14 protein-coding genes and 1 tRNA gene are annotated in these 14,251 nt (G+C 41.6%); 8 read left to right on the plus strand and 7 right to left on the minus strand.

Going from position 1 to position 14,251, the window contains the following annotated elements:
- Positions 1 to 129: 129 nt before the first annotated feature.
- The 7 genes from INP51_RS06490 to INP51_RS06520 all read left to right on the plus strand — a co-directional run bounded on the left by INP51_RS06490 (position 130) and on the right by INP51_RS06520 (position 7,459).
- Positions 130 to 1,968, plus strand: coding sequence for a glycerophosphodiester phosphodiesterase (locus tag INP51_RS06490; RefSeq protein WP_193736897.1), 1,839 nt, complete (start codon positions 130 to 132; stop codon positions 1,966 to 1,968).
- A gap of 20 nt (positions 1,969 to 1,988) precedes the next feature.
- Positions 1,989 to 3,227, plus strand: a complete 1,239-nt coding sequence (locus tag INP51_RS06495) for an FtsW/RodA/SpoVE family cell cycle protein (RefSeq protein WP_230406894.1) — start codon at positions 1,989 to 1,991, stop codon at positions 3,225 to 3,227.
- Positions 3,228 to 3,318: 91 nt separating this feature from the next.
- Positions 3,319 to 3,552 carry an acyl carrier protein gene (acpP, locus tag INP51_RS06500; protein ID WP_193737269.1) on the plus strand — a complete coding sequence of 78 codons (234 nt, stop codon included), beginning with the start codon at positions 3,319 to 3,321 and terminating at the stop codon, positions 3,550 to 3,552.
- A gap of 58 nt (positions 3,553 to 3,610) precedes the next feature.
- Positions 3,611 to 4,231: a GntR family transcriptional regulator gene (locus tag INP51_RS06505; RefSeq protein WP_193736898.1), complete on the plus strand. Its 621-nt coding sequence runs from the start codon at positions 3,611 to 3,613 to the stop codon at positions 4,229 to 4,231.
- Positions 4,232 to 4,515: 284 nt separating this feature from the next.
- The gene (locus INP51_RS06510) at positions 4,516 to 5,703 is read left to right on the plus strand and encodes a quaternary amine ABC transporter ATP-binding protein (RefSeq protein ID WP_193736899.1); all 1,188 of its coding nucleotides are present in this window, start codon (positions 4,516 to 4,518) and stop codon (positions 5,701 to 5,703) included.
- A gap of 1 nt (position 5,704) precedes the next feature.
- Entirely contained in the window at positions 5,705 to 6,592 is an 888-nt protein-coding gene (locus tag INP51_RS06515) for an ABC transporter permease (RefSeq protein ID WP_230406895.1), read from the plus strand.
- The gene (locus tag INP51_RS06520) at positions 6,593 to 7,459 is read left to right on the plus strand and encodes a glycine betaine ABC transporter substrate-binding protein (RefSeq protein WP_193736900.1); all 867 of its coding nucleotides are present in this window, start codon (positions 6,593 to 6,595) and stop codon (positions 7,457 to 7,459) included.
- Positions 7,460 to 7,566: 107 nt separating this feature from the next.
- On the opposite strand, the gene INP51_RS06525 is transcribed toward INP51_RS06520, so the two are convergent.
- Genes INP51_RS06525 through INP51_RS06550 form a run of 6 tightly spaced genes read right to left on the minus strand, consistent with a single transcriptional unit; the run spans position 7,567 to position 13,144 of the window.
- Positions 7,567 to 8,883, minus strand: coding sequence for an amidohydrolase family protein (locus INP51_RS06525; RefSeq protein WP_193736901.1), 1,317 nt, complete (start codon positions 8,881 to 8,883; stop codon positions 7,567 to 7,569).
- Between the two features lie 31 nt (positions 8,884 to 8,914).
- Positions 8,915 to 9,793, minus strand: a complete 879-nt coding sequence (locus tag INP51_RS06530; RefSeq protein WP_193736902.1) for an energy-coupling factor ABC transporter ATP-binding protein — start codon at positions 9,791 to 9,793, stop codon at positions 8,915 to 8,917.
- Positions 9,794 to 9,820: 27 nt separating this feature from the next.
- The gene (locus tag INP51_RS06535) at positions 9,821 to 10,672 is read right to left on the minus strand and encodes an energy-coupling factor transporter transmembrane component T family protein (protein ID WP_193736903.1); all 852 of its coding nucleotides are present in this window, start codon (positions 10,670 to 10,672) and stop codon (positions 9,821 to 9,823) included.
- Positions 10,620 to 11,504 (minus strand): energy-coupling factor ABC transporter ATP-binding protein, encoded by an 885-nt coding sequence (locus INP51_RS06540; protein ID WP_193736904.1) that lies wholly within the window; start codon positions 11,502 to 11,504, stop codon positions 10,620 to 10,622. The genes INP51_RS06535 and INP51_RS06540 overlap by 53 nt, the downstream gene beginning before the upstream one ends.
- Positions 11,495 to 12,145 carry a hypothetical protein gene (locus INP51_RS06545; protein WP_193736905.1) on the minus strand — a complete coding sequence of 217 codons (651 nt, stop codon included), beginning with the start codon at positions 12,143 to 12,145 and terminating at the stop codon, positions 11,495 to 11,497. Before INP51_RS06545 ends, INP51_RS06540 begins: the two co-directional genes overlap by 10 nt.
- 45 nt (positions 12,146 to 12,190) lie before the next feature.
- Positions 12,191 to 13,144: an AraC family transcriptional regulator gene (locus INP51_RS06550; protein WP_193736906.1), complete on the minus strand. Its 954-nt coding sequence runs from the start codon at positions 13,142 to 13,144 to the stop codon at positions 12,191 to 12,193.
- A 206-nt stretch (positions 13,145 to 13,350) separates the two neighbouring features.
- On the opposite strand from INP51_RS06550, the gene INP51_RS06555 reads away from it, so the two are divergent.
- A tRNA-Pro gene (locus tag INP51_RS06555) sits at positions 13,351 to 13,425 on the plus strand.
- Between the two features lie 95 nt (positions 13,426 to 13,520).
- On the opposite strand, the gene INP51_RS06560 is transcribed toward INP51_RS06555, so the two are convergent.
- Complete coding sequence (locus INP51_RS06560) at positions 13,521 to 14,165, minus strand: DUF3298 and DUF4163 domain-containing protein (RefSeq protein ID WP_193736907.1); 645 nt, start codon at positions 14,163 to 14,165, stop codon at positions 13,521 to 13,523.
- Positions 14,166 to 14,251 lie beyond the last annotated feature (86 nt).

Genomic DNA, 14,251 nt, shown 5'->3' on the forward strand with positions numbered 1-14,251 from the left:
ACAGAGGCCACAACTGGACAAATTGAAACAGAAATTGGAGGAATGTATTTTGCGGAAATTTTTAAAAGAGTACCTCGGAAATATCGCACCCGTGTTCTTTAAACAGAGTTCTTTCACTATAGAATGCATATGAAATCTTTCATTAAAGATTTAAATCGAATTTTAAAGTTAAACTGGAAAAGCCTTCTGGTTTTCGAACTGGTCTATCGGATTTTTGCGACAATGGTACTGGCAAAATATGTGAATTTTGTTATGAAACTGTCGCTTAAAAGGCTCGGTCACAGTTATCTCACGGCAGAAACATTCGTTCAGTTTATTTGTTATCCGCTCACTATATTTTTTGTTGTGATCGGAATACTGGTTATGACATTTGCAATGCTTTATGAAATTCATGTATTGTTCGTCTGCTATGAAGACTCATTAGATGGTCAAAAAACGTCAGTTCCAGTGATGATTGTAAGAGGGGCGGTAAAGGCGATACAATTTGTGAAAAAGTATCCGTTTCGATGGTTCCTCTATATGATTTTAGGTGGTCCCTTTTTGGGGATCCATTTTCTGATATCGGAGATAGTTCAGACGAGAATTCTGCAGTTTATCATTACCTTGATTGGAAACGTTGTACAGGATTACCCCCTGCTGATTATGATTATAGCTGTTGTCTATTGTGTCTCTTTACTATTTTCCCTGAGTTTGCCGGAACGGATTCGGATGGAAAAGTCTCCGGAGCAGATACGTAGAAAATATTTTGGAAGAGATAGGACAAGGTGGATTAAGAAAGTTTTAATTATATTATTTCTTCAGTTTGCTTCGGCTCTTTTTATTGTCATTTTATATGTGACAGCCATGATGCTCATGGTCGGGATTGTAAGAGTGACGAGAGTTTCGAATACGATGGTAAGTGCCGTCCTCTTCTACGGGAGAGTGGTAAAATACATTACTTCAATTGTTGCCGGCGGGCTTGGATTTACAACTACTCTTCTTGGACTTTATATTCTGCATGTGGGATATGAATGTGGAGATTTAGCAAATAAGAAAGGTGTTTTGGAAAGGGAGGATTCTCCCATAGATGGAAGACAGTATGATATTGCTAAAGTGCAAGGTTCCAGGATTGTGACTTGTGTTGTAACTTTTTTTCTTCTGGTTTCACAGATCGGATACTTGACGGTGGAAATTCGAAGAGATCTTCCGAATCTTGCCGAACCACAGGCTGATGTAGCAGTCACGGCTCACAGAGGAGGTGCGAAGATGGCACCGGAAAACACGCTCAGTTCGATGAAATACGCGGTGGATGCCCTGGCGGATGTGGCTGAAATAGATGTTCAGGAGACAAAAGACGGAAAGATTGTTTTACTCCATGACACTAACTTGAAGAGAACTACTGGTTTTAATGCGAATATCTGGGATGTGACATATGAGCAGGTGAGCCAGCTGGATGCCGGCATCAAATTCAACAAGAAGTATGTGGGAGAGCGGATTCCGACGTTGGAGGAGGTCATTCGTTACTGCAAGGGGAAAATTAAGCTTAACATCGAAGTGAAATACAATGGGCACAATAAAGGAATTGTGAAAAAAGTTGTCGACGTGATTGAAAACAATCACTTTGAGAATGACTGTGTGGTCACCTCAATGAATTATAAGTTTCTACAGCAGGTAAAACAGGAAAATCCGGATATCAAGACCGGTTATACTCTCAAGATGACCTATGGTGATCTTGCGGATCTGTCAGATGCGGATTTTTTCAGTGTAAAACATACGTATGTCAATGAACGGTTTGTAGAACAGGTTCATAAGCTTGGAAAAGAAGTACATGCATGGACGCTGAATTACCAGGGAGATATGCAGCGCATGGTGAGCGTACATGTGAATAATATTATCACAGATGAGCCTGAGCTCGTGCGCAGAGTCATCTTAGGGGAGACGGACCGCAATCCTTCCTTTTTAACGCTTCTAAAATATGCATTACATTAAAGACAGGAGGTATACGATATATGGCAGACAGGCAGAAAATGACGGCCGGACGTAGAAAGAATTCTGCCGTCATCAAAACGAATAAGCATTCGACAGGTGCAAAGATAGTAAAACGAAAAAAACGAACAGAAAGAAAGGCCGTATATTTTGATTATAATCTTTTAGCTTCAGTCATACTCTTGATTTGTTTTGGCCTGATTATGCTTTATAGTGCTAGCTACTATGACGCTTTTCGTCATCATAAAGGGAATTATATGTTTTTCTTTCGGAAACAGGCATTGATCAGCCTGGCATCGATTATTATGGCGGTTATGATTTCGATATTGTTGGATTACCATTTACTTGCAAAGCTTTCCGGCGTAATCTATGTGTTTTCGCTGATTCTTATGGCTATGGTGCGTTTCTCGCCTTTAGGGGTAGAGTCTCACGGATCCAAAAGATGGCTGAATCTGGGAATTCAGTTTCAGCCGTCAGAGCTTGCCAAGATTGCAGTGATTGTATTTATTCCAACAGTAATTATTAAGATGGGAAAACAGATGAAATCATTGAAAGCAGTCGTTATTTTGCTGATTATAGGAGGGATTCAGGCCTTTGGGGCGAAGTTTCTGACAGATAATTTAAGTACGGCGTTGATTATTATGGCAATTGCCTGTGTGTTGGTCTATTTGGGACATCCGAAAAACGCTCCTTTTGTCATCGCACTTGTATCAGCTGCTATTCTGATCGGAGTCGGTGTGATAATTCTGAAGACAAATGTACATGCGATTTCTGGATTCCGTGCCCAACGTGTCGTCACATGGCTGGATCCGGAGGAAAGCCTGGCGGATGGTGGCTTTCAGGTAATTCAAGGTTTATATGCCATAGGATCAGGCGGCTTTTTTGGTAAAGGACTGGGGAACAGTGAGCAGAAGCTGAGTACGATACCGGAAGCTCAAAATGATATGATTTTTTCTATCATATGTGAAGAACTGGGGGTTTTCGGTGCACTTCTCGTGCTTTTGATGTTTGGCTATCTGCTCTATCGTCTGTTCTTTATTGCCCAGAATGCACCGGATCTTTATGGAACTCTGATTGTAAGCGGGATCTTTGTTCATATGGCACTCCAGGTGATTTTAAATATCTGTGTCGTGTTAAATATTATTCCGACGACCGGCATTACTCTTCCTTTTATTAGTTACGGGGGAACTTCCGTTGTTTTTTTGATGGCTGAGATTGGGATTGCATTGTCTGTATCGAGAAAGATTAAGTTTGAAAAATAAAATTTTGATTTTCGATTCGAAAGATGTTGACAAAATCTAAATCAGCATTTACACTGGCATTGTATAGAAATTGATTTAAGGAGTAAAAATGATGTTAGAGAAGATGAAGACCATCCTGGCAGAACAGCTGAACTGTGATGAGGATATGATTACGGAAGATACTTCTTTCAAAGATGATTTAGGGGCCGATTCACTCGATCTGTTTGAATTGATCATGGCACTGGAAGAGGAATACGAGATAGAGATACCGGCAGATGATCTGACAGATCTCGATACAGTGGGGTCTGTGATTGAGTACTTAAAGTCAAAAGGTATTGATGCGTAAAGTTTAGCAGACGACCGGCCGAATAGGCTGGTTGTCCCTTTTTAAGTGAGGAATTTTTATGAAGGTTTCAATTTCACGCTATCAGCAAATCGCGGCAGATGTTGCCTCTAAGATTGCTGATGGATATTATAAAGAAGGAGAGAAAATCTATGCCCGCTCGTCTCTTGCGAGCCGTTATGGAGTATCCTCTGAGACAGCAAGGAGAGCCATCAACACACTGGCAGATATGAAGATCGTCGATGTGACTCGGGGCAGCGGTGTAATTATTGCCTCAAAACAGAGGGCAAAAGAATTCGTGAGCCGATTCCACTCAATCAATCAGATGGGGGAGCTGAAGGAGCATATACTGGATGGAATATCCAGACAGAATGCACTCAATGTTGAGATGAAAGAGATGGTAAATGAGCTCTTATATAAGACAGAGCGTTTTCAAAGTGTCAATCCGTTCACTCCCTTTGAAATCGAAATCACAAAAGATGCAGTTTATATAGGAGAAAGTCTCTCGAGTATTCAGTTCTGGCATAATACGGCAGCTACAATCATTGCGATCAAGCGAAATGATGAATTAATTCTTTCACCTGGACCTTACGCAGAGTTTCGTATCGAAGATATTGTCTATTATATAGGAGACAAGGACTGTGAGGAACGTGTCCAAAATTTCTTTTATTCAGAAAAATAATTTTATCATAATTATAGTACTTATAACTAATACCATGCAATAACCGTTGGGGATTGATGAATATATCAATTTTCAGCGGTATTTTTATATTATATTATAAATAATTGCTGAAAATCCATCATTCTCGCCAGGTTGACAAAAATAAGAGAAACTAATATAATTAACAAGCAACACATAAAATATTATAAGTTGTTACTTTAAGTGCCGGTTCAAACCACAAAACACAAGATCGACATTACAATATTTCATTGGATTGCGGCTTATATAGATGAGAAGGAGATTTCATGGATAAATTAGAGGTTAAGAATGTTTATAAGATATACGGTTCTTCCCCGAAACAGATGATTCCTTATCTGGAAAAGGGTGAAAACAAAAAAAGTATACTAAAAAAACACAAGCATAGCGTTGGCGTGAACAACGCTTCATTTCACGTAGGGGAGGGTGAGATTTTCGTGATTATGGGACTGTCTGGAAGTGGAAAATCCACACTGGTTCGATGTCTGAACAGACTGATCGAACCTACCAGTGGTGAAATCTACATAGACGGTGAAGATGTTGTCCATGCAGCGCCGGCGAAATTAAGAGAAATTCGGCGAAATAAAATAGCAATGGTATTTCAGAACTTTGCCCTCCTTCCGCACCGAAATGTTTTGGATAACGTGGCTTTTGGACTGGAAATACAAAATGTGGATGTGGAAGAACGCAGGAACAAAGCGATGGAAATGCTTGAAGTTGTCGGTCTGAAAGGCTATCAGGATTCTATGCCAAAAGAACTCTCAGGTGGTATGCAGCAGAGGGTCGGCCTTGCCAGAGCACTGGCGATTAATGCCGATATCTTGCTGATGGATGAGGCGTTTAGTGCACTGGATCCCCTGATTCGAAATGAAATGCAAAATGAGCTGTTAAATATACAGGCAAAGATTCAAAAAACGATTGTGTTTATCACGCATGATCTCGACGAGGCATTAAAATTGGGAGATCGAATAGCGATCATGAAAGATGGAGATATTGTTCAGATTGGTACGCCGGAGGATATCCTTCACCACCCGGCCAATGACTACGTAAAAGAATTTACACATGGTGTTAATCGAAGCAAGGTGGTCACGGCGGAATCCATTATGCGCAATTCCGAATCCGCAATACTTGAAAAGGCGGGTCTTCGAACCGCTGCGAAAGTGATGAACAATCTAGGTATATCCAGTATCTTCGTCACAGACAAAAAGCATAAACTGTTGGGAATAGTGACCATAGACAAAGTATCAGAGTTGATGAAAAACAAAGAAACAAACCTAGAATCTGCTATTGACAGAGATATTCAGACTGTGCATTTGGATACTCTTGTAGATGATATTATACCTCTGTTTTTTGAGTCGAAATATCCGATTGGCGTGGTGGATGATGATGGTATACTAAAAGGAATCATATTTAAGTCTACTGTACTTGCGGGTATTTCAGGAAGGGAGGATGATTAATATGCCTATCGCTATGAAGATTCCAATTGGAGAAGGTGTTGAAAGAGGCGTTAACTGGCTGACGATTCACTGGGAAGGATTCTTTGATGGTCTGAAAAACGGATTAAACGCTATGATTGGCGGAATCAATAGTTTCCTGATCTGGATCCCATTCATTGTCTTTGTCCTGCTGATTCTGTTTCTTGCGTGGTGGGTCTCGGGGAAAGGTCTCGCCATCTTTGCAGGAATTGGTTTAGTTTTGGTTGAAAACCTGGGATTATGGTCTCAGACGATGGAGACATTAAGCCTTGTGCTGACTGCAACATTAATTTCTCTGATCATCGGACTGCCGCTCGGCATATTAATGGCAAAAAGTAATATTGCAGACAAGATCCTGCGGCCGGTTCTGGATTTTATGCAGACAATGCCGGCATTTGTTTATCTGATACCGGCTGTATATTTCTTTGATCTTGGATCTGTTCCCGGTGTTTTTGCGACGATCATATTTGCGATGCCCCCCGTCGTAAGACTTACCAATCTGGGAGTTCGCGGAGTTCCAAGAGATGTAGTGGAGGCCGCAAAATCTTTTGGGGCTACACCCTCGCAGCTTTTATTTAAAGTACAGATTCCCCTCGCGATACCAACTGTCATGGCAGGACTTAACCAGACAATCATGCTTTCCTTATCCATGGTCGTAATATCTGCAATGATCGGTGCGGAAGGACTGGGAAAGATTGTGTTAAAAGGTATTACACAGATGAAGATTGGACAGGGATTCGAGGGAGGGCTTGCCGTGGTAATCGTTGCCATGATTCTCGACAGAATCACACAGTGCTTTGGAAATATGAATAAAAAGTCTGGAAGTGTATTCGTAAAAGAGTACCGGAAAAAGAAAGCGAGGAGGAGTTAGATGTATAAAAAAGCAATTGTGGCTATTTTGTCATGTTCGTTACTCCTGACTGGCTTATCGGGATGCGGTTCGAATCAAGAATCGGAGAATCAGAAAGATACAATTAAACTTGGATATGTCAACTGGACAGATACGGCCGCCATCACGAACCTGGCAGCGGCCGTATTACAGGAAAAAATGGGATATGATGTGGATATGGTAATGGCAGATATCGCACCTGTCTTAACATCTGTGTCAAGAGGAGGCACGGATGCCTATTTGAATGTGTGGCTTCCGGATACACATAAAGCTTATGTAGATAAATTCGGGGACGACATGATCGATCTGGGGACTCTTCATGAGAGTGCAAGAAATGGTTTTGTAGTTCCATCTTATGTTGAAGTTGACAGTATTGAGGAATTAAATGAAAATAAAGATGTATTTGGCGATCAGATCGTGGGTGTCGATGCCGGTGCTGGGATTATGACCGTTGCTGAACAGGTGGTTAAAGATTATGATCTTGATCTGCAGCTGATCACCGGAAGTGATGCGACGATGACGGCAGCTCTTAGCAAGGCAATTCAAAAAAAAGAGCCAATCGTTGTTACCGGATGGGCTCCGCATTGGATGATGGCCAGATGGGATCTCAAATTTTTGGATGATCCAAAGGGAGCCTTTGGAGAGGCAGAATCAGCTCATAAGTATGTGAGAAAAGGTTTCGAGGAGGATCAGCCGGAAGCAGCCCGTTTTATGAAGAAGTTTACGCTTTCCATTGATGATCTATCGGATATAATGGAGAAAATTGACAGCAGCAGCGAAGACGAGTACGAAGTGGTAAAAGACTGGATGAATGACCACGAAGAACTCGTGGATTCATGGATAAAGTAGTTAAGATAACATGAAGTGAGGTATAGCCTGATATATGGGAATACCTCACTTTTAATCTCAGGAAAAATAAGTGCATGTTCCTAGATAAACTTTTTGTCAGAAGATATCTATTTTTTTAGATATACTTCCTTTCCCTGTATGTATTTTGCGTGAATTGTATCTTCGTTATGCCGCCACAAAACCCGCTGAAATCTGTCGGATACGCTGCGCAAGATGAAATCGGCGAGAGGTGCATCATCTAGGACTACCGCATCAAACTCATAATCCTTTTCGAAACTTCCGACATTTCCAAAGAATGTCCCGCCTCCTTTTGTTGCGAGATAGAAAGCGTTTGCGACGGTAAGAAACTGTTTCTTTGCGAAGGGATCCCCGTTTCTCTTGGTGTAAACCCAGCGGAGTTTGCTCGCCTGTATGGCGTCTGTCATAGCGCGCATGAGACTCAAGTTACATCCGCCGGCCATATCCGTTCCCAATCCCACCTTGATTCCGGCACCGACCATGTCAAGGATCGGTGCAACGCCGCCTGCTGCGTTCATATTCGACTGCGGACAGTGAGCCACCATAACATTGCGTCGTGTCAGCAGTTCGAATTCGACATCAGTCGGATGTACGACATGAGCCATCAGCGAGGGTTCGCTGCTTCCAAGAAGGCCATATTGATCGTAAGCTTCACCATAGCAGGATATCTGTGGTTTCAGCTTTTTGACCCATTCAATTTCATCTAATCCTTCGGACAAATGTGACTGTACGGGAAGATGGTACCAAACTGAAAGTTTTCCCAGTCCTTCCATACATTCATCCGTGCAAGTGGGAGTGTAGCGCGGTGTCAGGATTGGCTTTATCGCTCCATATCCGTTCATGGTTTCTTCAATCCAGCGTTTTGTTTCAGTGAGTGATTCTTTGGTTGTTTCCTGAAGTCCATATCTGGAATTTCGATCCATATTCAGCTTTCCGACGTAGGCGGAGAAACCGGCATCTGCCATCTTTCTCATCAGAAGTTCTGTTGCCGGTCTGTGGATTGTTGCAAATACACATGCTCTTGTCGTTGTTGTGTTGGTGAGAAGATCGTCCACAAAACGTCCGTATGCCTTATCGGCATAAGTAAGATCGAAGTAACGACTTTCTTCGGGAAATGAATAGGTGTCAAACCAGGTTTCCCATTCGGAATCGGAATCCAAAAGCATCCCTATTCCACGGAAACCATATTGTGGCGCATGCAGGTGCATATCGCACATGCCGGGGATGATGAACTTGTCTTTGTAATCTATGACAGGAATACCTTCATATTCTTTTGGGAGTTCTTTAAAAACTCCCCTTGATTTTCGATTCTCACAAATCACATACTCATTTTCATGATATTCAATCGTATTAAAGTCTGGTGTGCAGACGATAATTCCTTTCAATGCATATGCATCGTTTCCCATATTTTTCCTTTCCTTTGTATATAAGATTATTTTACAGGTTCAGAAGATCTATCATTTCGCTTAATGTGAGGGGATCCTGCTGGTTTGGCCATAAGCCATAGTCCTCCCTGGCAGATTCAGATACTTGCGTCATCTGGGGAACATGGATTCCAATCTGATGAAAGATATCTATTTTAGAGAAAACTTCTCGAGGGGTACCGTCGAGAAGTTTTTTTCCCTGATTTAAAACTATGATTCTGGTGGCATACTCTGCCAGCAGCTCGATTTCATGTTCAACCAAAAGAACCGTGATACCCTCGTTCTGATTCAGATCTTTCATCGTCTGAAAGATCTTCTTCGTTCCGTCAGGGTCCAGATTCGAGGTGGGTTCATCTAAGACAAGCAAAGCTGGATTCATAGCAAGAACAGAAGCGATGGCAACTCTTTGCTGTTCGCCTCCCGAGAGCGTATAAGGAGAACGGCTTTTCATGGAATCAAGGTCCATAAGATGGAGTACTTTGTTTACTGTTTCGATGATTTCTTCCTTTGGGAGTCCCAGATTTGCCGGGCCAAAAGCAAGTTCGTCAAATACTGTAAGCTGACTAAGCTGTGCTTCGGGATCGGGAAAGACCAGACCGGATCTTTTTGCCAGACGGGCTGTCTGTGTGTTCCTGACATCTTCCCCCTCAATTCGTACATTCCCGGACAACTCACCGGTGAACGAATGTGGAATCAGTCCGTTACAAAGTCTGCATAAGGAGGTTTTACCGGAGTCATTGACACCGATAATGCCTATAAATTCTCCTCGATTTACTTTGAAGTCAATCTCTCTTAAGGCCGGAATTTCTGTATCCGCATATTTCCAGTTTACGTGGTCGAATTCGATCACAGTCTCGGATTCTTCCCTTTTTGCAGTAATGGTATCATTCATAAGATTTTAGTTTCCTCCTCTTTTCGATTATATCTGTCTTGGAAACCATATATCACTCCAGCTTTTTACTGAATGAATCCAGTTAAGCCCTCCGTAGCGAACGCGAATCGTGATACATAAGATTAAAAGTATAGTTCCTGTGATGAGAATTGCCCAGTCTGCTTTTCTTATTTTAATATTGGATAAATCAGTCGGATTATTACTGTAGCCAAAAGCCCTGCTTTCGAGAGCCATCGACAACGTCTCCATGCGGTCCAGAGAACTGACAACAAGGGGAACGAACATTGGAAGAAGCCCTTTGAATTTGTCAGTGACAGTTTTTTCGGAAAGCCCCCTTGCTCTTTGCGCGGAGACTATGATAGATGCCTCTCTGGTGCTGATGGGAATCAGCTGAAGTGACATGGAGAGCATGAAACAGAACTTAAAGGGAATTCCAAGTTTTTGAAGACCACTCATCATCTCTGAGGGGGAAGTAGTGGTGATATAGAGCATGGCAGCTAGAATAACAGTAGACATTCGAAACCAGAAGACAAGCCCCAGATAAAAACCTTCTATTGTATAAGCACCAAAATAGGGAATGTGAAGTTCATGTCCGAAAAACAGTGCAGGTGTTTTGCCGCCCGGATTAACAAATCCGTGTAAAACAATGAGAAAAATCATCATTACCAAAATCATTTTAAACATAAAGTTTTTAACGGTATAGCTTCCCGTAGATAGAAGATTTAGAGAAAGGGTCAAAAGAAAAAGGAGCATTGGTATCATCGGGTTATAGAATAAAAAGGATAAAACCGAGATGACAGCCAGGATAAATAGTTTTATCCTGCTGTCACACCTGTGAAAGAATGAGTTCCCTGGTTTGTAAAGTGTCATAGCATCCATCAATTACCGCACTCCTTTCTGAAATCAATTGTGCCAGATGTTTGATATTTATTTCATTGTTTTGAATATTCATGCCTGACTTTTTTAAGGAGTTGGCAATCGCATAAATCTGTGGCGGTTGTATATGAGCCTTGTTCATGACAGATTCATCCGTAAAAATCTGATCCGGGGTTCCTTCCTTGATAATTTCTCCATTTGCCATGACGATGACACGTTTTGCATATTCGGAAACGAAATTCATATCATGTGTTACGACTAAGACTGATTTTCCCTGCGATGCCATTTCCAGCATTAGTTCACCGAGGCTGCTTTTGCCGGGCTGATCCTGTCCGGTAGTCGGCTCATCCAGAATCAAAAGAGATGGATTCATGACGTAAACACTGGCGAGCGCGACAATTTTTTTCATTCCACTTCCAAGTGTCATCGGCTGTGATTTAGCGTATTCTGTGAGATGGAAACGCTCCATCACTTCTCTGGCTTTTAGAGCGATTTCTCTGTCATCTAGTTTCAGATTTTTAAGGCCGAACTTGATTTCGTCTTTTACATTGGAACAAAACAGCTGGTAACTTGGATTCTGAAAGACATATCCGACATCTTTGGCCATTTCGCTGACTTTTTTTCTCGCTATGTTGTGATCATTCACCAGTACGTTACCTTTTGTTGCTTTTAGCAGACCATTAAAATGCTTGGAAAGGGTAGTCTTACCGCTTCCATTTTGTCCTATGATGGCTGTGATATCGTGTTTGTAAAGGGTAAGATTAATATTGTTTAAAGCTTTTATTCCTCCGGGATAACTATGACTGAGATGTTCTGTTTTCGCGATTATTTCCATGTGGTCGGTCCTTTCCGGGCGATGTCATATTGTTTTAGATCATCTTTGTCCACTTTGCCCTTGAAAGGAGTACAGATTCGGAATTTTTCCGGAAGAGCTCGGAAGATGAACATCAATATGATGACAAGAACTGTTTTGTCTAGAAATCCGGTGATAAGTTCACTGATGAAAGAAGCCGCAAAGACACTGTCCGATGCCTTCATGACGACGGCATGCATGATATCAAGACCATTTCCGGCGAAACCGCCATATATATAGGTATATATGAAAGCACTTGCCAGACATGCCGGCGGCTGGATGATAACAAGAGTGGCAAGTAATCCGGGCCAGCTTCTGGTAATACCATATCTGGCGGAGTATCCGAGAATGAGTGCGATGATGGAAGTTGGAAGAAATGTCACGATCTGAATTGGACCCATTGTAAGTGCGGTTACACAAGCGTTTAGAATGGAACATAGAACACCGAGCCAGGGACCTCCTATGAAAGTGACAAGCATTGTACCGCCGGAATCCAGAAACAGCGGAACTCCGAGGAGTTGCCGCAGCAAAGAGCCGGCAAAGTTAATGGCAACCCCTGTCGGAAGCAGTGCGGCGATGTAAGCAGGCTTTAATACAGGCATAGATACTTTCTCAATTTTCATGTAATAATCCTCCTTGTAATGGAAAAGTGGGAGCGCGATACCTCGCTATTTGAAAGAAATGTTTGATTCATCTATAGTATAGGACCTGCTGCTTGGAATTTCTTCGCAATTATTGACCGGTTTTTGTACAATTTGTGACTTCCCATGGTTTTTGAGTTGTTTTCTGTATTCGCTTGGAGAGCAGTTATACCTGCCTCGAAAACATCTTACAAATGCCCGCTGGTCTGGAAAACCGGATTCCATGGCAATATCAAGAATTGAATTTTTAGATGATACAAGAGAGCGAAATGCAAAGGACAAACGAAGAGTATTTAGATATTCACAGAATGTCGTTCCTGTATATTTTTTAAAGCTGCGGGAGAAGTACTCACGTGATACACCTGTCCGCTCAGCCATCTCACCGGCATTTAGATTCTCACAGTAGTGTTCCTCCATATAGCGGATACAAAGTTTGATTCTCTGATTCTGACCTGTGATCTGTGCTCGAGTCTGCTGTGTCTGCTTATTGTTTGTAACAAAATCATTCATCATAAGATATAAAATCCGCTGTATATAACTACTTTCCAGAAGAAAAGTATAGGTATCTTGATCAGAGGTTTTGTCTGTATTTGTCTCAGACTGTTCTTTGTGAATATAAAAAAGCTCCTCTATGGTTTCATAGAAGAGCCTTTTCTTCTCGGGACTGTGTCCCAGATCAAAAGATATATTTTCAAAATCGGGACAGATGCCCTTTAAATATTCATTAGAAAAGATTAAACTGATGCCTTCCGCGTGTTCATCAGGAGCAGTTCGCAGTTTGTGTACACTGCCGCTGTCTATAATGATACATTCTCCGGCACTAATCCATCTGGCTTTGCCGTTTTTGGTGATTTGTACCTTGCCATGGATGACGTATTCTAATTCAATGTTTGTGTGCCAATGTGCCGGTATCTTAAAGTCTTCATTAGAATAGTAATTGATTTTTGCCGGAATATGCGTATAGTCAATATTTTCATTCATGCAGAGAATTTCCATAGTCTTTCACCCTCGCTTATAAGATCACTTCATCAGGTTCTGCCTCTTTGCTGTCTCTACAACAAATTAATAAATACATGCGTTATTATAAGATTGAATGAAACGATTGTCAAGGAAAAATTAAAAAAACTGAAAATAAAAATACACTTGCCAATTATGTGCTTTTTTGATATAATTAATTCGTTGTCGATCGGGGTATAGCGAAGTTTGGTTATCGCGCATGACTGGGGGTCATGAGATCGCTGGTTCGAATCCAGTTACTCCGATTATTTATCTGATATTCTCTAAAAAGGTACTGTTTTTGCAGTACCTTTTTCGCGTACAGGAAAGAGAGCACGTGTTTTCATATGGTGTACCGCATTTATAGGATCCCGTGGATTGTAAACTCCTGTATTCCTCCCACGTATGGTGCTATATCATATTGTTGATAGTAGACCACAACCCCTTCTGGTGTAAGAAAGAAATTCTCAGAATGAAAATTTTCTCTCAGAAGATCTGTATAGTTTTCAAAGTAGTTCCCTGGATTTTTTTTCTCCCGCTCGGAAATCTGCCGTTCTATTTCTTTTAGTATCAGTTCTTTGAAATCTTCCTGTTTGGGGAAGAAGTCCTGCAGCATCAGTTGTTCTGCGTTTTTAAAATTCCAGGTGTCGGAACTGCGGATGGTATCACCGTGAGCTCCTCCCATATAGGTGTATTGATCAAAGTACAGGCTTGTAATGCACATGGAGTTATAGGTGATCTTATAATCGCAGGTGAAGGTATAACTTGGAAAAGGCGAGGGGTACAAAGGGCGATTCCCAAGCCCGCTTACAGCCTGAGGGAAGAGTTCGTTTCGACAGCGGAATTCCAGATCATTCGCTTGTTTCAGATAATAGCGATTGATCTTCTGTGCAGTGTCATCAGCACAAGTGGTAGAAAATATAGGATAATTGATTTCGTAGATAAATACGGGTCTGCCCTGGAAGTACAAACGATTCTTCAGAGAACGATTTGATATTGTCTGCATAACTTATCAGGCGCCTTTCTCATGTTTGTTTCGGGTCTTAAGCCGTGTGCTTTACTCATGAGGACATGAACGACACATACTTTTTG

This window comes from Blautia liquoris (genome assembly GCF_015159595.1).
GTDB lineage: Bacteria > Bacillota > Clostridia > Lachnospirales > Lachnospiraceae > Novisyntrophococcus > Novisyntrophococcus liquoris.